The organism is Mucilaginibacter sp. cycad4 (assembly GCF_034263275.1).
In the GTDB taxonomy this organism is placed as follows: Bacteria; Bacteroidota; Bacteroidia; order Sphingobacteriales; family Sphingobacteriaceae; genus Mucilaginibacter.
In genome coordinates, this window is record NZ_CP139559.1 from 2,162,664 (window position 1) to 2,183,583 (window position 20,920).

Consider the following 20,920-nt stretch of genomic DNA (forward strand, 5'->3'; position numbering starts at 1 on the left):
ATTTTGCACAGATATGGTTTATTATAATCCCAAAGAATGGTTTTCATTCATTTTTAAAATAAATAAGGCCGAAACACTTCGCGAGTTGTTTCCGCTGATGATTGCAGTAGGTGCATATGCAGGCGTGGTTACTTATTTCCTGATCGACTTTTGGCAGCTGCCCGATACAAGCATACTCAAGAAGGTAATCTTTATTCATCAGACTATCGGTTTTGTATTTTCATTGTTATTGGCCTTTCGTATCAATTCGGCTTATGACCGCTGGTGGGAGGGCCGCAAGATCTGGGGAAGCCTGGTGAACAATAGCCGCAATCTCGCAATTAAATTAAAGCACCTGATTAGCGAAGATGAACTGGCTTTTTTCAACTATGCTATTCCCCGTTATGCAAGGGCCCTGAGAGATCATTTACGGGATGAATATGTTCCGGAGGAGCAGTCGTTCGTCAGTGTTGATGCTCAAAAGCATGTGCCTAATCAGGTGGCTTCCGAAATGATCAAAAATATTTACCGGTTAAATAAAGAAGGTGTTATTAACCCGGAGCAATTGTTTAGCATAACAGCCGAAATTACTTCTTTTACAGATATTTGCGGCGCTTGTGAACGAATTAAGAAAACACCTATTCCGTTTTCTTACAATGTATTTATTAAGAAATTTATCTTTACATACATCATGACCCTGCCGTTTACCTGGGCCTTTGATCTCAAGTATTTTATTATCCCGATAATCTGCTTTGTACTTTTTGTTTTTGCGAGTATTGAATTATTAGCCGAAGAAATTGAGGACCCATTTGGTCGTGATGCCAATGATTTACCCTTGGATAGCATTTGCGAAAACATTCAAAAACATGTAGGGGAGTTGATAGGATAAAACGCATGCTCAAAATAGCTTACGATCCGATATACGCCCATCCGATGCCCGAAGGCCACCGCTTTCCGATGCTGAAGTATGAACTGATCCCGGCCCAGTTATTACATGAAGGCGTGATAAGTACGGGTAACCTGTTTTCGCCCGGCCTGCTGGAAGAAGATATCATTATCCGTACCCATGATGTAAATTACTGGCGCCAGCTTCGCGATCTCACGCTTTCACCAAAAGAACAACGCCGTACGGGTTTTCCTTTATCGGCGCGGTTGGTTGAACGGGAGGTGAGGATAGCAAAGGGTACAATCGATGGCTGCCGGTATGCTTTTGAGGATGGTGTTGCATTCAATGTTGCAGGCGGAACACATCACGCAGGCAGTAACTGGGGCGAAGGTTTCTGCTTGTTAAATGACCAGGCAATAGCAGCTAATTATTTATTGTATAATAAATTAGCTACCTCTATCTTAATAATTGATTTAGATGTGCACCAGGGTAACGGCACTGCCGAAATTTTTGAAAATGAGCCCAGGGTATTTACTTTCTCTATGCATGGGGCCAACAATTTTCCATACAGAAAGGAACATTCTGATCTGGATATCCCTTTACAGGATGGCGTAAGCGATGACGAGTTTCTCGACATACTTAAAACAACCCTGCCGCGATTGATTGAGCAACGTAAGCCTGACTTTATTTTTTACCTTTCGGGTGTTGATATTTTGGCCACCGATAAGCTGGGCAAGCTCACCCTGAGCAAAGAAGCGTGCAAAGCCCGTGATCAGTTTGTTTTTGAACAATGCATCAAACGCAATATACCGGTACAGGTAAGTATGGGAGGAGGCTATTCACCGCAGATTAAAGATATTGTTGAAGCGCATTGCAATACATTCAAAGCAGCTATCGACCTTTATTTTTAATCTTTGGCTATTATGGGCATTACAGGCTTTATCTTGTGGCTTTTACTAAGCAGGTTAAAACGTACAAATAAAAGTACCGAAGCAGTTCCCAGGCCCAACACAAGGCCATACCAAACCCCATATACGCCAAGATTTAATTTAATACCAAGTAGGTAACCAACAGGCAAACCAATTATCCAGTAAGCCAGAAAAGTAATAACGGTTGGGATATTTACGTCGCCCATGCCCCTTAGCACGCCAAGCCCAACAACCTGCGCACCATCAAATAATTGAAAAAATGCTGCTATGATAAGTAGTTGTGATGCAATAGCAATTACCTCTTTATCCGAAGTAATTATCCATGGTAAAAGATGCCTGCCTAAAGCAAATACTACCGCCGTAAAACTCATGAACAACAGTACAATATGATAGTTGGAGATAGCCGCAAGCCTTAAATTACGATGATCACTTACACCAAAATAGTTACCCGACTTAATTGCTGCAGCCGCACCAATGCCGCTGGCCATCATATAAGTCATGGATGCCATGGTTATGGTTACCTGGTGTGCGGCCTGCGCAACTACACCAATGGTGCCAACCAATAATGCAGCACCGCCGAATGCGCTGATCTCAAACGTGTATTGCATTGCCACAGGCGCCCCGATTTTCATGATCTGGATACCCCGAAGTCTGTCGATATTCTTAATAGCAAAATCTGTTAAATAAGTTTTAAAATTCTTTGACCGGAAAACATAGATCCCCATAACGGTTGCCATTAAGCAACGATCTATAAGTGTACTATAGCCCACACCTCTGATGCCCATTGGTTGGATGCCAAACAAGCCCTTAACAAAAATTATCCCGAACAAAATATTAATAAGGTTGCCCCATATGGATATCATCATGGCTTGTTTGGTGAAGCCCAGGCCTTCGGCAAACTGCTTGAATGTATTGAAGATAAGCAGCGGGATCAGGGACAGGCTAAGCAAAAATAAATATGGCTTAGCTTCCTTCACAACCTGGGGCGATTGGTCAAGGTGACCAATAAGTAACATGGTGCCAAAATAAATTCCGCAGAACAGAATAATGCCGCTCAGGATATTCAGGAATAAACTATTGGAAAGTAACAGCCCGCACTCTTTATGATTTTTGCGGCCATTGTTTTGGGCGATAAGTGGCGTTAAGCCATAAGAAATACCCATACCAATCACCAGCGGAACCATAAAGAGGCTGTTTACGGTTGACACCGCAGCCAAAGAAACAGTACCTGCAAAGTGACCAACAATAATGGTATCAGACATTTGAACGAGCGTATGCCCTACGTTTGATATAATTACCGGGATAGCCAGTTTAAGGCTTTCAAGATAATAAGGTTTGTATTTTTGGTAAACGGCTCTCATAATTACTCAGGCAACAGGAGCGCAAAAGTAACCATTCGGGCACACAGAAAAGTCAGCAGGCTGTATAATATTCTTCCTTTTCGGTTGTGTTGATCTTGACCAGGCCTGATAATATCAGGTCAACGAGTACATTTTGAGCACGCCTGCGCCCAACTTTAAGCAGTTCGCTGCATTCTTTTATGGTGATTCGGCCAGCCTTTTCCAAATGGCCAAGCAAGGTGCTTTCGTTTTCAGAATACTCTATTAAAACACCCTGATCATTTGACGAACGTTTTAAAACTTCCAGCACAATTTTGCTGGCTAATACACTTTTATCTTTAACGCGTACATAAGCCCACCATTTGCCATCTTCGGCGAGAGCATAATGGGGCTTTAGCTCGCTTGCGGTTATCTCTACAACGAGGACTAATTTATCATCAAAATACACCTCTTCAAAAACAGGTTCAAGAGCCGGCCTCGAAAATAAATGAGCTGCCTTTGTTATCATGTACCTTTCCTCGTCGTCAGATTTTACACCTTTTATTGTTCCATCATCAGTTACGCCAATAAGTAATTTACCACCTTTGTTGTTAGCAAATGACACCATCGTCCGGGCTATTTTTTCGCAGCTGGTTATTGTTTTTTTAAAGTCGACAGTTACGCCTTCTCCATCAAAAATTAGCTTCTTAACATTTGTTCTACTCATAGCCTGTTATTAATTATTGGGGCTTAATATAAGGTGTGAAGATCTCCATCCATGTTTCCGGGCGGGAGAGTGGCGAAAATCCAAACTGGCTATACAAATTATGGGCGTCTTTGGTAGCTAACGACCACCTTCTCAAGCCTTTCAGGTCGGGGTGCTTAACAATTGTTTGTACCAGCCATTTGGAAAGGCCTTTGCCACGATAAGCGGGTAAAACAAATACATCGCAGATATAAGCGAACGTGGCATTATCGGTAACAACACGTGCAAAACCAACCTGTTCATCGTTTAGATAAATACCAAAACACATGGAGTTTTCAATGGCTTTTGCCATTTTTTGCCGTGGGATACCTTTTGCCCAGTACGATTCATTATTCAGGTAATCATAAATAATATCAACGTTAAGCAAATTTTTATCGGTTGAGATTGTGAAGCCCTTTTTTTCAAAAGCCTCGTCATTCATAATTACAGTCATCAGTATATTTATATAGTAGTATCAATAAAGTTTAAGTTTCGTACATAAACCTCTATCATGAGGGATACGCATATTTCGCCATCTTTATTGTAAATGTCAATAGGGAAGGAGCGAATAAATTTACCGGAGGTGTTTAAAACATGTTCCGCATGGGCTATGTCGCTATCAGTCAGTTCAATATGAAAAAATAAATTTGTTGCCGCCGGCTTTGCATATTTTACAGTTGCTGATTTTGACCAAACCATTAGTTTATAGCCTTTATGACTAAGTATTTGATAAAAGAGTATGGGATAAAAGGGATCCGCAGCCGAAAAAAGCGTACCGCCAAAAATCGAGTTATTATAGTTTTTGTTAAGGAAACTCTTCCTGATCCTTACTTCAACGCCACGGTATCCTTTGCTGAATTTAACTACCCAGATGCGCTGGAAAAGGAGAGGGGGGTAGAAGCGCATTACCCACTTTAATAATCCTTCGGATACTACCATAGCGCTTAAATATCGGAAAAAATTAAACAAAGGATAGTAAATGTGGATCAAATGAGTGTATGTTCAAAAATAAAAAAGATGATGCAATCCAAAATAACCGGTAAACAATAAGCCCAAAGTTTGGTTTATAGTATGGTTCAACATAAATTGATCATTTAATCAAAAGTAAATAACTATGAAAAAGCAATTTTTAAGTTTCGCACTTGTCGCGGCAATGATAGGCGCTATTGCAACCAGCTGCAGCTCAGAAAAAAAAGCAGGCGACGGATCTGACAGCACAAAAATGGATTCAACAAGTGCACCGGCACCGGCAGCTACAGACACTGCTAAGACTGATACTGCCAAAAAGGATACTACCAAGAACTTGTAATTTAGTAAAGCATAAAAAATCCCGGTCTGGGTATTTCACCAAACCGGGATTTTTTATGCTTTTTCTTTAAAATTTCAGAACGCCGTTTTTATAACACCGCCATCGGCCCGCAAAGTTGCGCCGTTGGTTGCTGCCGATAACGGGCTTGCAACATATGTAACCAAACTGGCAATTTCATCTGTTGTAATAAACCGCTTTATTAATGATGTGCCGCGCATATTGGTGAAAAATTCTTTTTCTACCTCTGCGTTACTTAAGCCCTGGTCTTTTGCCAAAGCCTCTATAAAGTCACCAACACCTTCAGATAAAGTTGGCCCGGGCAAAACGGTATTAACAGTAACACCTGTACTTTTTGTAAGTTCGGCCAGGCCACGGGCAACCGCAATTTGGGCAGTTTTGGTTGTTCCGTAATGGATCATTTCTTCAGGGATCTGATATGCCGACTCGCTGGAAATAAAAATAATACGTCCCCAGTTTTTGTTGATCATCTTATCGAAATAAGCTCTTGACAATCGTACGCCGCTTAATACATTAACTTCAAAAAACTTCAGCCAGTCGGCATCGGTAATTTCAGCAAATGGCTTAGGCTCAAAAATACCAACATTGTTTACCAGGATATCAACTTCCGGCAGTTGGGCTATGAGTGCTTCAATTTGCTGAATGTTTGAAAAATCCGCAGCAATGCCGTAAATCTTGCTATTCCCGGTTTCTGCAGTTAATTTTTTAACAACTTCATCAACCTTGGGTTGGCTCCTGCCGTTTACGTATACCGCAGTACCCTCGTTACCTAATGCTTTTGCAATAGCGTAACCAATGCCGGCTGTTGATCCGGTTACAAGTGCTGTTTTATCATTAAGTTTAAGATCCATGATTTTTAATTTTGCTTTAATAACACAAGTGTAGCACTGTTGTTAGCTTAAGGCAGATTTTAAAATCAAAGATTAAACAGTATTGACAATTAATGCGAAATCTTGAATATAATTAAATTTAACCCTGGCCGGGTTGGTACATTCTTTTTTCAACAGGTTGATAATATTCATTTAAGTTTTCGGGTACGCGGGATTTATAACCTAAAATTTGCCTTAAGTCGTCGCTCAATCCTTCGCCAAATTCATATCCTAAAAATCTTGGATAATCAAGTTGTTGCTTAAAGAAGGGTTTCGTAAAAGCCATGGTTAATGTCCGCCTTGTTGCGTCAGTGTAATTTTTACCGGCTGCATGCCACAAATTGGAGTCAAATAAAATAATGCTGCCTTTTTTTGTATTGGCGCGATCTGCATTTTTATAAAAGAAATCGCTTTCTGGCTTTTCATCGCTTTTATGAGATCCGGATAAAAAATAAGTCGATCCGTTTTCCGGAGTAAAATCATCTAAAGTGATCATCATCTGGATCATTACTTTAAAATCGCCGGTAAAACTTCTTATATCCCGATGGATATTCTGAACATAAGGTTTTTCATCTTTTAAGTTAATGACTGCGCCCAGTGAGTTAATAATGTAATTTCCTTTTAAAAAATGTTTCATCTGATCTGCACAGTATTTTCGTTCAAGAAACTTCAGTGAAAATCTTTCCCGTTCAACCAGGTGGTGCAGCGTGCCGTTCATATTGTCGCCTATACCATTTGCAATTTGAATTTTTCGCCTGGCATCATATGCAGGTACCAATGAATCCCTTATTTCGTCAACGAAGGCATCATCCAGGGCATTCTCGTATATAATCCATCCGTATTCGTCCATTACCTGGTCGAACACGGTAAGGTCAGCATCGGAATAGTTAAACTTATTTTTCATTTTGTAATTAATTAAGGTTTTCAATTGTGGTGGTTTCGGGTTCAGAGGTAGCTGCCTGTGTTTTTCTGTTTGGATGACGATATAAAGGGAAGAATTTAATTTCAGGGTTGGTATCTACACCCGATCTTAAAACGAGATCGTTGTAGGCAGGTTCATCGTTGATGTAGCACCAGATCCGGTCTTTTACCTGTAAGTTAGAGAAAAGCTTTTTGAAATTAAAAAGAGAATCTTCCTTTCCGCCCACGCCACCTCCAAGGTGAAAGATCTTTTTTCCCAATCTTCTGCCAATCATGCTTATTTCATCTGTTAACAATTTACTCGGAGAGATATTCAGGTAATCGGGTGAAGTGGCTGAAAGGTGATTTCGGACAATATTATCAGATAATAAAATGAGCGCTCCGCACATGAGGTTAGGCCCGTCGTATATTAAAATGAGCTTGTTTTTCATGTACTCTTCATTAAGAAGATTGATGAAATGCTGAACATCAAAATAGTAATTGGATGAAGCATTCAACCTGTCCATATTTTTATAATACATTTCAGCGAAATCTTCGATTTCCTGAACCGTATCTGCTTCCTTGATAACAAAGCCCATTCTTCGCAGGCTTCTTATTTGGCGGCCAAGCCTTTTATCATATCTACTTTGCTGCTCTTCAACAGTTACGGAGAGGTCAACATATAATGTTGTTCCATTATCCGTTATACCGCCAATATTTTCTAACAGATGATGCTGATTAAGAAACGGATGTAATCTTGAAAAGATGCAAATGGTCGATTCTTCCCTCATGAAATTTGTAAATGCAGCTTTAAATTGCATGGTTGTTGAGGCCGGCAGACTGGTAAGGATAATATTGGATATCGGCCCCGAATAACCATACACACAAGTCATATCGAAGTATTCGGAGCTTTCGATCTTTCTTTTGATCACTGGCAACGCTATGAAGAGTTCTTTCTCTTCATAGACAAATAAAAGTGGTTCTCCCTCGGTATTTAAAGAATGATAATACCAGGTATGAAACCCTTCGTGTGCACATGACCGGTTTATATATTCGTCCCAATCTTTTCTATTACGTATAGTGATACTTCGATAACTCATAAGTGAATCTTTATTATTATAAAGGGTTATTGATTATATGCCAGGGGGGAGGGCAGGAGCTATACAGCAGTCGATGGTGTTTGGACAGCTAATAGCTTTTAAAAAATGAAAAAATTATTCAAGTGAGGCGATAAAGCACAGACTAATGGTATACCAGAAAGATAAGACTATAAATTTAGTTTAAAGCAGGTATTTTACAGTATCAAAAGCTTTACGTAACCGAAACCGGCCCAACTCAAATAGTATATATCTCTTAACATACAACAGCAGGAGCATTTTCTTTTGCATTCCGCGATAATGGAAACGCCTGATGATCAGGTTAAAATCGCTGATAACCATTTCCATACGGGCTTCATTCCTTATCATGCTCCAAATACCTCCAACATGGTTACGATAACAACTCATTACTTCGGGCATTACATATATTTTACGCCCTGTATTAAATGTCGCGAAAATCTTAAAAAACTTATCGGCTGCGTAACAGCTCAAATACCATTGTTTTTCAAATAATTCGTGAACTTCAGGGATATTATGATAAACAACAGTGGCCGTTTTGGTTTCTACCTGCTTGCCAACCAGCAAATCGTGATAGGTATACTCAAGCGGTACCGGGTTGGGATCTAAATTTAGTGTATTATCATGGATGTCGATTACCCGCGTGTAGTGGCAGCAAATAATATAGTCCGGATTATTTTCTAAAAAGTCGACTTGCTTTTGCAGCTTTTGCGGGCTCGTCCAGTAGTCGTCTCCATCACAAAGTGCAATGTATTTTCCTTCACATGCTTTGATAGTATTAATTGTATTTAAATGAGCGCCACGGTTTTTTTCCGGGTAAATTATCTTGATTTTATCCGGGTATTTTTCCTTGTATAATTTCAATATCTCAGTTGTGCCATCGGTTGAGCAATCATCGCCAATAACAATTTCATATCGAAAATTAGTTTCCTGCATCAGGAAGCTTTCAATAGTTTGACTGATAAAATCTTTATGGTTATAAGTAGTACAGCAAACGCTAACCATCAGGTTCTGATCTGTTATCATATAAAAGGTAAAATTTATTTATAGGCTTATTATAGGTGAGTTTCCTGGATGCCTGGTTTAGCATTTTAATAAAATACCAACCAGGCATCCATTTTGGATATCGCGCAATGCTTCGCCATATGACTCACATTATCTATTTAATCGAAAAAGTCTATTGTGTCAAATAGCTTTTAATTTCCAATGAGTTTCGATCAAAAAATCAATAATTCCGAGTCGGCTAATACAGCAATTTTGCTATGTCAAATATATTTATTTCACATCCAATAGCAGCCCGATGTATTTTATTGACTCCGAAATTGTAAACTACTTTTCATTTAGTTTACACTCATGTGAATGGCTGTAAATATCAGGTGTGCATTCGTGCAATCCGGCATAGGTTTAAGTAAATATCCGGGACATCAACATTTGAAAATTACGCTATAAATAATTCTCATAATTAACATTATGTTAAGTAGCAATATAAAGAGAAAGGCCTTTTTTCAAGGCCCCTCTTTTTATATTGTATTATCTAATTATTGATTGGCCGGCAATGCATCGATTTGGGCTTTCAATTTTGAAGCATTTGCGTCATCTTTAACACCTAAGTAATAAGTTCTTAGATTTTGCAGCGCATCAATTGATTTTGGCTGAAGTTCAACAGCTTTTACCAAATATGGTTTAGCTTGTTCAAACTGAGCTTTAGCTTTGGCAATGGCAGCATCATATTCTTTTTGTTTGTTAGCCGGCAATTTATTAGCAGCGTTGTACGCGTCGATAGCCGGGTTAAGTATTACGTAGCCATAGTTTAAATTAGCTTCAAAATAATTCGGATCAATTTCTAAAGCTTTTTTATACATTTCACCAGCTTTAACATAAGCTTCGGCTTTTGATGCCTGTAGTTTTGCTTTTGTAGCAGCATCTTTAGCTGCTCCCGCCTCTTTTGCATAGTTATCGGCTGTTTGTGAATAAGTTAACCCTGCATAGTAATATAAAGTTTTGTTTTTAGGGTCATTTGCTAAAGCTGCCTGGATCTTATCGGTAACTTCTTTCTCTTTTCCTGTTTGCAAACTAATTTCAATTTCGCGTTTACGCAACTCACTGCTTGCAGGATATTTAGCTACGCCTTCAGATACTGCCTTAAGTGCACCCGCGGTGTCTTTACTGGCAAGGTACAATGAAGAAAGATCAAGGTAAACCCCGGCATTTTTTGAATATTTTGTGGTTACCAGTTTGCTGTAGTTCGAAATTGCTGCCGGGTAATTTTTTCCGTTTGCTGCTGCAAGGCCGGTATAATAAATGGCGTTGGTATCTTCGGGCAATACGGTGCGGTAAAAGTCAAATGATTTGTAAGCAAGATCGTATTTGCCGGCTGAATATTCTTTTACACCTTTAGTTAACTGATATTGAGCCAGGTTTAAGTATGCCTCATCAATCATTTTTTTGTTTTCGCCTTTGGTATCAGCTTCTTTCGCTTTTTTCAAGGCTTCATCGGCTGTGGTAAACAATGGTAATGAAGTAGCAGGTACAGTATCCTGAACAGCTAACGCTGAATAAATTGAACCTTTTACAGCGTATGTAAGCGGTAAAGTAGCAGTTTTTTCATTGGCTGAAGCTTTGTCAATTGATTCTTTTGCAGTAGTAAGGCTTTTGCCTGCCATTGCTGCCATTGCCGGCTGACCCCTTAAGCCCGAATATTTTTCATATTCTTCTTTCGCGGTATTTAACTCACCTTTTTGTGCAAAAGCTGTTGCTGAAACCAAGCCTAACAGGCCTGCCATCAAAAGTTTGATTTTCATGATATTATTGATTGGTTAACTGTTTTAGTTTATTGTTTATTTTGTCTAACTGATCCTGGTTATTGGTTTTTGCATATGCCAACTGCAGGGCCTGCAAGCTATTCACATTATTGGGTGAAATTTCATTCGCCTTTTCAAGCCATTGTATAGCCCGTCCGAGGTCCTGAATGCTCCTCTCCCCTTTTGAAGTTGTGCTTTGTTTTAAATATAATAACCCTAAATTAAATACCGGATCAAAGTTTGTTCCGCTTAGTTCAATGGCGTGTAAGTAAAGAGATTCGGCCTGGTCAAATTTATCTAAATGATCGTAACAATTAGCTGCAACAAATGCAATGTCGGCGTTATTTGCATTAATATCAAGCAAGGGGCCAATTAGAGGCTCTAAGGCCTTGTAATTTTTTTTATTGTTATAAATATTGGCTTCATCAAGCAATAAAAATCTGTCATTAGGCAAAATTTTTCGCCCTTTTTGGAGAATCTGCAAAGCCTTGGCCGTATCCCCTAATGATTTGTAGATATTTGATGCCGTTTCAATATATTCAGTACGTGCACTGTCAACCTTGAGCATATTGCTATAATACACAGCGGCATCCTGCAAATTACCGGCTTTATTGTTCGCGAAAGCGATATAAGTATTAATCTGGTTCATTCCCGGTGCATACTTTTTCGCGTTTTCAAACGAAGTCCTTGCATTGGCGAAATCTGAATTATTTACTGCATCAAACCCCTTTCGGATATAAACGTTTGCCAGGCAGCGCCTGGTATAATCAAGTTCGGACTGATACTTAAAAATTTTGCTCATACCCGATAGCCGATCAACCAGTTTGGTTGTTTTGTCAAGCATATCCGCAGGCATCCCGAGTTTGTTTAAAGAATCAATATACAGGATGCTTGAATTTACAATAGCCCTGTACAGGTTTTTCTCAATATCAGCCGTGTCCGACTTGGTAATGATCAAACTATCTGCAGATTTTTTGGCTGCGGCCAAATACTTCAGGTCGTTTTTCTGTTTATAAAATGCCAGGTTATTTACTACAACCTTCAGCGCTTCTTTTTGTGCGAAGGCAAAAGTTGTAGTAAAGCTTGTAATTAAAACCGATAAAATGATCTTGCGGTAGTGCATATTTGTTATTCTGTTGTATCGTCAGTTGATGGTTCTGCACCATTTTCAGCTGTATCACCGTCACCCGTATTTTCGGCAGCGGTATCAGAGCCTTCAGCATTTTCATCACCCTCTTTTACTTCATCCTCGTCGTGCTCAATTTTGGCTACTGAAGCTATCTCATCATTGTTTTTAAGCGTTATTAGCCTTACACCCTGTGTGGCGCGGCCCATTACCCTTAATTCGCTTACAGCTATACGGATAATAATACCTGACTTGTTAATGATCATCAGGTCTTCTTTATCTGTAACACCTTTTATGGCAACAAGGTTTCCGGTTTTTTCAGTAATATTCAATGTTTTTACACCTTTACCACCACGGTTCGTAACACGATAATCTTCAATGTCGGTACGTTTGCCGTATCCTTTTTCTGATACTACCAGTACAGTTGTTTCAGCATCATCAATAGCAATCATGCCAACTACTTCATCGTTCTCACCGTCAAGGGTAATACCACGAACACCGGTAGCGGTACGTCCCATTGGCCTTACCGTTGATTCATTGAAACGGATAGCGCGGCCTGATTTAAGGGCCATAACAATTTCGCTGCTGCCGCTGGTTAAGCTTGCTTCAAGTAATGAATCGCCTTCGTTAATATTGATAGCGTTGATACCGTTTGAGCGCGGACGCGAGTAAGCCTCGAGCGAAGTTTTCTTGATGGTACCCTTCTTGGTACACATGATGATGAAGTTGTTTTCAAGGTAGTTCTGATCTTTAAGCGAAATCAGTTTAATATATGCCTTGATATTCTCTTCTTTCGGAATATTGATGATATTCTGGATTGCACGGCCTTTTGAGGTACGCGTACCTTCCGGTATTTCAAATACCCTGAGCCAGAAGCATTGTCCTGATTCGGTAAAGAACAACATGTAGTTGTGGTTCGAAGCTATAAGCAGGTGCTCAATAAAGTCCGCATCACGGCTGTTGCTGCCAATAGCCCCCTTACCACCTCTGCTCTGTCTGCGGTACTCGGTAAGCGGGGTACGCTTGATATAGCCTTCACGCGAGATCGTGATTACTACATCCTCATCCTCAATAAAGTCTTCAGTTTGCATTTCTGCCGATGAGTGAACCATTTCGGTGCGGCGCTCATCGCCATATTTCTCCTTAACTTCCAGTAACTCATCCTTAATGATCTGCATCCTTAAACCTTCGTCGCTCAGGATATTTTTTAAGTGTTCGATGAGTTTCATTAAAGCGGCATATTCGTCTTTGATCTTATCGCGTTCAAGTCCTGTTAACCTTCTTAAGGTCATATCGAGGATAGCACGTGCCTGGATATCAGTTAAACCAAAGCTGGTCATTAAGCCTTCCCTTGCCTCATCAGGTGTTTGTGATGCACGGATGAGGCGGATCACCTCATCAAGGTGATCTAAAGCGATCAATAAGCCTTCAAGGATATGCGCGCGCTTTTCAGCTTCGTTAAGCTCAAATTTGGTACGGCGTACAACAACCTCATGGCGGTGCTCAACAAAATGATGGATCAGGTCCTTTAAGTTAAGCAACATGGGCCGGCCATTAACCAAGGCGATGTTATTTACGCTGAACGAAGTTTGAAGCGCTGTATATTTAAACAGGTTATTTAATACGATAGCTGCATTGGCGTCGCGTTTGATCTCGTATACGATACGGATCCCTTCGCGGCTGGATTCGTCACGAATGGCCGAGATGCCTTCCAGTTTCTTTTCGTTAACCAGTTCGGCAGTACGCTCAATCATTAACGCTTTGTTTACCTGGTAAGGTATTTCGCTAACAACGATGCGTTCGCGCTCGCCGTTATGTGTTTCGATCTCTGCACGTGCACGGATTACAACCCGGCCGCGGCCGGTTTCCAGCGCTTCGCGCGGGCCATCGTAGCCGTAAATAATACCGCCTGTAGGAAAATCGGGGCCTTTTACATATTTCATCAACTCGGCAACCTCTATCTGGCGGTTATCAATTAATGCCATGGTAGCATCAATAACTTCCGAAAGGTTGTGCGGCGCCATATTGGTAGCCATACCTACCGCGATACCCGAAGCCCCGTTAACCAGCAAGTTAGGAAATTTAGATGGCAATACAGTTGGCTCCTGCAGCGAGTCGTCAAAGTTTAATTGAAAATCAATGGTGTCTTTGTTGATATCGGCAAGCATTTCTTCAGCAAGCTTTTGCAAACGTGCTTCCGTATAACGCATTGCCGCAGGTTCGTCGCCATCAACAGAACCGTAGTTACCCTGGCCTTCAACCAACAGGTAGCGCAAACTCCACTCCTGCGCCATACGTACCATGGTATCATATACCGATTTATCACCGTGGGGGTGATATTTACCCATTACCTCACCCACAATACGGGCAGATTTTTTATAGGGTTTGTTGTTTGTTAAACCCAGGTCAAGCATACCGTAAAGTACGCGCCTGTGTACGGGTTTCAGTCCATCGCGGACATCGGGCAGCGCCCTGGAAACAATCACCGACATTGAATAGTCAATGTACGCCGATCGCATTTCCTCATCAATATTTATCGAAATTATCCTGTCTTCTGCGTGTGAATTATCGTTTTCTGTTCCTTCAGCCATTTTTAATTATTTGTAGAACCTTCTCTTATAATTGCGTGTTAAAATTGATTTTTCAACGACCTGCGAAGTTAAAAAAATACTTGGGATTGCGCCAACTTAGTAACAATAAAGCGCGGCACATATTGCCCCGGGTACAACAATTTTGTTACTTAATACAGGTTTATTTCACCTTTACCCAGTAATCTTCAACCTTGTTGCCATTAGGCAAAACCGAAAGCAGTTTAAGTGTATCGTTACTGATTGTATAGTTGTATTTGATGGTTTTGTTAAGCAGTTTCGACTCCTGCATACAATACGTTTGGGTTTCAAAGCAGGTATCAGCTTTTAACTGGTAATCGCCTTTTTCATATACCTGGGTTTTCTCCCCCTCCTCTATCACTTTCGCTTTGTAATGCTCGTTGTCGTAATCCCGTTGTAGTTTATAAGCTGTAGGAGCAGCATCGAGCTTGCCGTTTATTATACCGCCGCGATACTCCCAGACGCCTTTCAGCGGACTATCATCAAAACGGAAAGCATATAACAGCAAAATACCGATAACCGGCAAAATAGATTTTTTCATTGGTGATATTTTTAGCTAAAGGCCCAAAGCAGAAAGCTTTTTTTCCCCTTTACTTAGCTTTGAGCATTCTGCTTTAAGCTTAACCTTATACCCAGTTAATACCTTTTTTTAGTAAAGATAGTGTTTTTTCCTCTTCGCTGCCAGCCACCGGGTGATAGTCATAAACCCATTTGGCCGTAGGCGGCAGGCTCATTAAAATCGATTCGATGCGGCCGTTGGTTTCCAGTCCGAACTTGGTACCTGCATCATAAACCAGGTTAAATTCGGCGTAACGACTGCGGCGTTGGTATTGGAAAAGCTGCTGGGCTTCTGTAAATGTTTTATCGCGGTTGCGGTTAACCAGCTCGGTATAGAGTGGCGCAAAAGAGCGGCCGACCGATTTTGAAAATTCAAAAATGTCTTCCCAGCTCAACTCATCATTGGCAGTGAGCCTGTCATAAAATATACCGCCTATGCCTCGGGTTTCATTGCGGTGTTTAATGTAAAAATAATCATCGGCCCATTTTTTGAAGCGGGGATAAAAATCGGCATAGTATTGATCACAGGCCGCTTTTAAACCTCCATGAAAAAAGCGGGCATCTTCTTCAATTACATAGTGAGGGGTTAAATCAATGCCTCCGCCAAACCAGCGGACCGGTTTCTGGCTCTCGCCCATAGTTGATGGCATTTCGAAGTAACGGATGTTCATGTGGATGATTGGCACCAGCGGGTGGTTGGGATGGATCACGATAGATACACCGGTAGCAAAAAAATCATCCTGCTCAACCTGCAGCGCCCGCTTCATGGTATCGGGCAAATGACCGTGAACCGCCGAGAAATTAACCCCGCCCTTTTCAAGAATGCTGCCATTCTGGATAACCCGGGTGCGGCCTCCGCCTCCACCCTCGCGCTCCCAAAGTTCCTCCTCAAATTTTGCGGCGCCATCCAACTGTTCAAGTGCGGCACAGATCTCATCCTGTATTTGCTTATAATCTTCGGCTATTTGTTCTTTGCTGATCATAGGCCGTAAAAGTAATGAATTTTGGGAATTGCCGGGGACGACCTTTTTAACGTCGAATCCCACGCTGCTTATATCAAACAAACGATAATGGAAAGTGTTCAACTTTTTTAGGTGTGAACACCCGATAAAAACAAACAGACTGATAATCAGTGTTTTATATGTTCATGATTTTAATGTAAAAAACTCAAGTAGCTGATAATCAATACTTGTGTTTTTGGCTTTACATAAAACGGAACATTTTTGAACACCTGTTTTTCAAAAGTTGAACACCTGCTATTAGCTTATTTCCACGTAATTCAAATCCTTACCAAAAGTTTCCTTCAACTGACTTAGAGACAATAGCGCTATTGCGGTAAGTATGCCCATCATGATATATCCAGATTTAATATAACCATATTTGATGTTAAAGGCGTTGAAAGCTATAGTTATCGGGATCAATGAACCACGTACAAAATTGGGCACTGTAGTAGTAACTGTTGAGCGGATATTGGTACCAAACTGCTCGGATGCTATCGTAACAAAAGTTGCCCAATAACCTACAGTGCAACCCATAAAAAAGCTTAATACCGCAAAGCGCTCGGGCGTGATGCCGTTATCACTTAAATAAAAATGCACACTTACCAATGAAAGTATTAAAAATACAGCCATCGTTAGTTTTCGCGATTTGGTAACCTGGGCCAGCAAGCCGGCAACAATGTCGCCAATGGCAATGCCAATATAGCTGTAAAAAATACCGTCACCGGGTTTAATCAGCGTTTTGGCACCTAACGCGGCTCCAAACTTATCCGAAAAACTGATCAGTACACCTACTACATACCACAGCGGTGCGCCTATCAGGATGCAAAACAGGTATTTTTTTAAGCGCTCCCAATTAGTAAACAACATGAGCATATTGCCTTTGGATACGTCGCTCTTCTCTACATTTTTAAACATACCCGATTCAAAGGTGCCAATACGAAGCAACAGCAATAATATACCTAAGCCACCACCTACAAAATAAGCATTACGCCAGCCAAACTTAGCTACTGCATAAGCAGCTGTAGCGCCAAATAAACCAATAACAGCAACCATCATGGTTCCGTATCCACGGTTTTCCTTGCTTAATGTTTCGCTAACCAAAGTAATGCCCGCACCAAGTTCACCCGCCAGGCCAAGACCTGCAATAAACCGCACAAGAGCGTAAGTATTTACATCATGAACCAGTCCGTTGGCAAAATTGGCAATGGAGTAAAGTAATATAGAACCAAAAAGCACTTTAATACGCCCCAGTTTATCGCCTATAATACCCCAAACAATCCCCCCAAGCAATAATCCAAACATCTGGATGCTGATGATAAACTGGCCCTTATCAGTTATTTCCTGTGCGTTTAAGCCAATATCCCTGAGACTGGGGATCCGTACAATCGAAAAAACCAAAAGGTCATATATATCAACAAAATAACCCAGGGAAGCAACAAGTACTAAGAATACAGCATTCCTTGTGGCTTTGGCGTTGGTGGCATCGGTCATACACTATAAAAATTGGTTGGCTAATGTAGGAGATTTATGCAGATAAAAGCAAAAAAATCGGCACAAAAAAACCCCTGTTGTTACAGAGGTTTGTAAGTAAGTTTTGCTCAATAATTTTATATGTTTTATGCTTTTTTAACGTTTACTGCCTGTAATCCTTTTCTTCCTTCTTCTACATCGTACGTGACGCTGTCATTATCCTTAATAGCATTTACACCGCCTTGCACGTCTTTAAAGTGTACAAAAAGATCCTTACCCTCTTCGGTAATAATAAAGCCATAACCTTTTTGTGTGTTAAACCATTTTACTTTTCCAGTTTTCATAATTATAATAATCGTATTAAAAAATTCGTGTTAAGATCAACTAAAACCAAACTGAAAACAAAATAGGCTTATTGGTTCAGAAGGAATAGATATCCAGCTTCCCTCAAATATATAAAATTATTAATAAACCAAATAAAATTATTTATTTGGTTGTGGTGTCAGGCGCAAATAGGGCTTAACAGCTGTAAAACCCTTTGGAAATTTGGCAGGGATATCTTCAGTTTTAATTGCAGGCACCACCACAACGTCCTCTCCTTCCTTCCAGTCGGCCGGTGTGGCAACACTGTAATTAGCGGTTAACTGCAATGAATCAATAACCCTTAAAATCTCCTGGAAGTTACGGCCGGTTGATGCAGGATAAGTGATGATGAGCTTAACCGTTTTATCAGGGCCAATAATAAACAATGAGCGCACTGTTGCGTTCACCGAAGCATTTGGGTGGATCATGTCATAAGCTTCAGAAATTTTGCGGTCTTCATCGGCAATGATCGGGAAGTTAACTTCAACACCCTGGGTTTCGTTAATGTCCTGGATCCAGCCGTGGTGCGATTCTACCGAATCAACGCTAAGTGCCAGTACTTTAACGTTGCGTTTGGTGAACTCATCTTTTAAAGCAGCTGTTTTGCCAAGCTCGGTGGTGCAAACAGGTGTATAATCTCCTGGATGCGAGAATAATACGCCCCAGCTATCGCCTAAATATTCGTAGAAATCAATTTCGCCTTCTGATGTTTTTGCTTTGAAGTTTGGCGCTTTATCGCCCAGTCTTAAACTCATAATAATAGATTTTTTGTGGTTACTTAATACGACTAAGTTACTATACATTCATAAACAAATACAAACAAACTTTAAATAATCATATTATTTACGCCAACATTACAAACGCTGTGTTGTTGAAGTTTGAAATTAATAACAGCTATCTATGAGCAAACACACCTATGATACCGGGATAATTGGCAATTGCGCCTTTTTAGCCCATATTAATAAAAACACCAATGTTGACTGGCTTTGCTGGCCACGGTTTGACAGCACCTTTATTTTTGGCGGCCTGCTCGATAAAGATAAGGGTGGCGAATTCTCGATCCGCCCGGAAGGGGGATATACTTCTCAACAACATTATCTGGAAAATACCAATATTTTAATTACTGAAATAAGCCCGGCAAGTGGTGGCAAATACCGCATAACCGATTTTGCACCAAGGTTTTACCAGCATCAGCGTTACTATAAACCATTGATGCTGATCAGGAAGATTGAGGTTATTGAGGGCTCACCGCGCATCATTGTCAGATGCACGCCCGTGTCGGAATACGGCGCTGTTAAATTGAGTGTAAACCGTGGCAGCAATCATATCCAATACCTTGGCGGCGAAGAAAGTATTCGCCTTACCACCAATATCCCTATAAGTTATGTTTTTGACGGGCAGGCTTTTGTGCTCAACGAAACCAAATACCTGGCCATGACCTACGGCGAACCGCTTGAAGCGCCGCTCATCAGCACATCTGATCGGTTTTTGGCCGAAACCGTGCAATACTGGCGTACATGGATCAAACACTCATCAATTGCTACTTATTTTCAGCCCTTTGTAATCCGCTCTGCTTTGGCCCTTAAAATACACCAGTATGAGGATACCGGTGCTATTATAGCCGCAAGCACCACGAGCCTGCCCGAATCGCCGGGGAGCGGCCGTAACTGGGATTATCGTTATTGCTGGCTGCGCGATACTTATTACGTAATAACCGCGCTAAACCACATTGGCCATTTTGAGGAGATGGAAAAGTATTTCGGTTATGTTACCGATATTACTTTCTCTGAAATGGAACGCTACCAGCCGCTTTATGGCATTACCGGTAAAAAAGACCTTGTAGAGAATATTTTAACTGATTTAGCAGGCTATATGGGCAACCAGCCGGTGCGGGTTGGAAACCAGGCATCCGAACACATTCAGAATGACATTTATGGCCAGGTATTGATCTCCCTGCTCCCACTGTATACCGATCATCGCTTTGTTTTTTCGGAACGAAAAGATTCGGTTCACTGGATAGCGTTTCTGTTGAGTAAGATTGAGCATACCATCGACGAAAAAGATGCCGGCATTTGGGAGTTCAGGAATATGGCCAATATTCATTGTTACAGCAACCTGTTTCAATGGGCCGGCGCATCTGCCGCCGAAAAAATGGCGCGCACTATCCAAAATCAGGAGCTGATTGATAAGGCTATTGCTCTCAAAGAACGTGCCGCCGCGCATATTGAAAGCTGCTATGACCCGGTGCGCAAAGTTTACACCAACTCGGCCGGGAGCAGTAACCTTGACGCCAGCACTTTACAACTGATTATGATGAACTATCTTGATCCAAATTCGCAGAAAGCAAAGGATCATTTAGTTGCATTAGAGAAAGAGTTAAAAACCCCTAATGGATTATTTTACAGGTATTTATACACCGACGATTTTGGCAAGCCTAAAACTACTTTCCTGATCTGTGCATTCTGGTATGTAGAAGCGCTGGCTGCCGTTGGCCGTTTGGATGATGCCCAGCGTGAGTTTGGCAACCTGTTGCAATACTCCAATCACCTGTTGCTCTTTAGCGAAGATGTTGACGAGCGGGATGGCAGCCAATGGGGCAATTTCCCGCAGGCTTACAGCCATGTAGGGTTGATGAATGCAGCCTACCGGATTGCCATGAAATTGGACAGGCCGATATTTTTGTAGAGCGCCTGTGCGGACACGGATACGGGGAATCCCCCCGATCCGTGTCCGCACGGATCGTTTCCCGGCCGCCCCGTCCCCCCTCTGCGCCATTGTTGGTGTTGTCATCAACAACTTTTTCAATAATTACATTTTACAAATACACCAATGAAATTTGAGCACAGAATTGTTGGTGACAACACCAACAACGGCGGAGTTGTGTAGTTGCAGGGAGGGGTTATACATCATTTCAAACGAATAA

At 41.1% G+C, this 20,920-nt stretch carries 20 protein-coding genes; 4 read left to right on the forward strand and 16 right to left on the reverse strand.

Going from position 1 to position 20,920, the window contains the following annotated elements:
• Positions 1 to 13 precede the first annotated feature (13 nt).
• Both SNE26_RS08780 and SNE26_RS08785 read left to right on the forward strand, forming a co-directional pair.
• Complete coding sequence (locus SNE26_RS08780; RefSeq protein ID WP_321558981.1) at positions 14 to 868, forward strand: bestrophin family ion channel; 855 nt, start codon at positions 14 to 16, stop codon at positions 866 to 868.
• Positions 869 to 873: 5 nt separating this feature from the next.
• Positions 874 to 1,776 (forward strand): histone deacetylase, encoded by a 903-nt coding sequence (locus SNE26_RS08785; protein ID WP_321558982.1) that lies wholly within the window; start codon positions 874 to 876, stop codon positions 1,774 to 1,776.
• On the opposite strand, the gene SNE26_RS08790 is transcribed toward SNE26_RS08785, so the two are convergent.
• Genes SNE26_RS08790 through SNE26_RS08805 form a run of 4 tightly spaced genes read right to left on the reverse strand, consistent with a single transcriptional unit; the run spans position 1,773 to position 4,797 of the window.
• On the reverse strand, positions 1,773 to 3,155 hold the full coding sequence (locus SNE26_RS08790; RefSeq protein WP_321558983.1) for an MATE family efflux transporter: 1,383 nt from the start codon (positions 3,153 to 3,155) through the stop codon (positions 1,773 to 1,775). The two genes, SNE26_RS08785 and SNE26_RS08790, sit on opposite strands and share 4 nt — an antisense overlap.
• A 52-nt stretch (positions 3,156 to 3,207) precedes the next feature.
• Entirely contained in the window at positions 3,208 to 3,840 is a 633-nt protein-coding gene (locus SNE26_RS08795) for an ATP-binding protein (RefSeq protein ID WP_321558984.1), read from the reverse strand.
• Positions 3,841 to 3,853: 13 nt separating this feature from the next.
• Entirely contained in the window at positions 3,854 to 4,312 is a 459-nt protein-coding gene (locus tag SNE26_RS08800; protein ID WP_321558985.1) for a GNAT family N-acetyltransferase, read from the reverse strand.
• Between the two features lie 8 nt (positions 4,313 to 4,320).
• Positions 4,321 to 4,797: a DUF4442 domain-containing protein gene (locus SNE26_RS08805; RefSeq protein WP_321558986.1), complete on the reverse strand. Its 477-nt coding sequence runs from the start codon at positions 4,795 to 4,797 to the stop codon at positions 4,321 to 4,323.
• A 175-nt stretch (positions 4,798 to 4,972) separates the two neighbouring features.
• Here SNE26_RS08805 and SNE26_RS08810 point away from each other — a divergent pair, with 175 nt between their 5' ends.
• The gene (locus SNE26_RS08810; RefSeq protein ID WP_321558987.1) at positions 4,973 to 5,167 is read left to right on the forward strand and encodes a hypothetical protein; all 195 of its coding nucleotides are present in this window, start codon (positions 4,973 to 4,975) and stop codon (positions 5,165 to 5,167) included.
• A 74-nt stretch (positions 5,168 to 5,241) separates the two neighbouring features.
• Here SNE26_RS08810 and SNE26_RS08815 read toward each other — a convergent pair whose 3' ends face one another.
• From SNE26_RS08815 to SNE26_RS08870, 12 genes are all read right to left on the reverse strand, one after another.
• Positions 5,242 to 6,036: an SDR family oxidoreductase gene (locus SNE26_RS08815; RefSeq protein WP_321558988.1), complete on the reverse strand. Its 795-nt coding sequence runs from the start codon at positions 6,034 to 6,036 to the stop codon at positions 5,242 to 5,244.
• A 118-nt stretch (positions 6,037 to 6,154) separates the two neighbouring features.
• Positions 6,155 to 6,958: a phytanoyl-CoA dioxygenase family protein gene (locus tag SNE26_RS08820; protein WP_321558989.1), complete on the reverse strand. Its 804-nt coding sequence runs from the start codon at positions 6,956 to 6,958 to the stop codon at positions 6,155 to 6,157.
• Positions 6,959 to 6,965: 7 nt separating this feature from the next.
• Entirely contained in the window at positions 6,966 to 8,054 is a 1,089-nt protein-coding gene (locus tag SNE26_RS08825) for a GNAT family N-acetyltransferase (protein ID WP_321558990.1), read from the reverse strand.
• 180 nt (positions 8,055 to 8,234) lie between these two features.
• Entirely contained in the window at positions 8,235 to 9,095 is an 861-nt protein-coding gene (locus SNE26_RS08830) for a glycosyltransferase family 2 protein (protein ID WP_321558991.1), read from the reverse strand.
• A gap of 512 nt (positions 9,096 to 9,607) precedes the next feature.
• Positions 9,608 to 10,870 carry a hypothetical protein gene (locus tag SNE26_RS08835; protein WP_321558992.1) on the reverse strand — a complete coding sequence of 421 codons (1,263 nt, stop codon included), beginning with the start codon at positions 10,868 to 10,870 and terminating at the stop codon, positions 9,608 to 9,610.
• Between the two features lie 4 nt (positions 10,871 to 10,874).
• Positions 10,875 to 11,993: a hypothetical protein gene (locus SNE26_RS08840; protein ID WP_321558993.1), complete on the reverse strand. Its 1,119-nt coding sequence runs from the start codon at positions 11,991 to 11,993 to the stop codon at positions 10,875 to 10,877.
• 5 nt (positions 11,994 to 11,998) lie between these two features.
• The gene (gene gyrA, locus SNE26_RS08845) at positions 11,999 to 14,587 is read right to left on the reverse strand and encodes a DNA gyrase subunit A (protein WP_321558994.1); all 2,589 of its coding nucleotides are present in this window, start codon (positions 14,585 to 14,587) and stop codon (positions 11,999 to 12,001) included.
• 160 nt (positions 14,588 to 14,747) lie between these two features.
• Entirely contained in the window at positions 14,748 to 15,146 is a 399-nt protein-coding gene (locus tag SNE26_RS08850) for a hypothetical protein (protein ID WP_321558995.1), read from the reverse strand.
• A gap of 85 nt (positions 15,147 to 15,231) precedes the next feature.
• Positions 15,232 to 16,146, reverse strand: a complete 915-nt coding sequence (gene hemF / locus SNE26_RS08855) for an oxygen-dependent coproporphyrinogen oxidase (RefSeq protein WP_321558996.1) — start codon at positions 16,144 to 16,146, stop codon at positions 15,232 to 15,234.
• Positions 16,147 to 16,422: 276 nt separating this feature from the next.
• Positions 16,423 to 17,655, reverse strand: a complete 1,233-nt coding sequence (locus SNE26_RS08860) for an MFS transporter (RefSeq protein WP_321558997.1) — start codon at positions 17,653 to 17,655, stop codon at positions 16,423 to 16,425.
• 125 nt (positions 17,656 to 17,780) lie between these two features.
• The gene (locus SNE26_RS08865; RefSeq protein WP_090525558.1) at positions 17,781 to 17,978 is read right to left on the reverse strand and encodes a cold-shock protein; all 198 of its coding nucleotides are present in this window, start codon (positions 17,976 to 17,978) and stop codon (positions 17,781 to 17,783) included.
• A 138-nt stretch (positions 17,979 to 18,116) separates the two neighbouring features.
• Positions 18,117 to 18,752 (reverse strand): peroxiredoxin, encoded by a 636-nt coding sequence (locus tag SNE26_RS08870; RefSeq protein ID WP_112657241.1) that lies wholly within the window; start codon positions 18,750 to 18,752, stop codon positions 18,117 to 18,119.
• Between the two features lie 145 nt (positions 18,753 to 18,897).
• Between SNE26_RS08870 and SNE26_RS08875 the strand changes: the two genes are divergently transcribed.
• Positions 18,898 to 20,682 (forward strand): glycoside hydrolase family 15 protein, encoded by a 1,785-nt coding sequence (locus SNE26_RS08875; RefSeq protein WP_321558998.1) that lies wholly within the window; start codon positions 18,898 to 18,900, stop codon positions 20,680 to 20,682.
• The last annotated feature ends 238 nt before the right edge of the window (positions 20,683 to 20,920 follow it).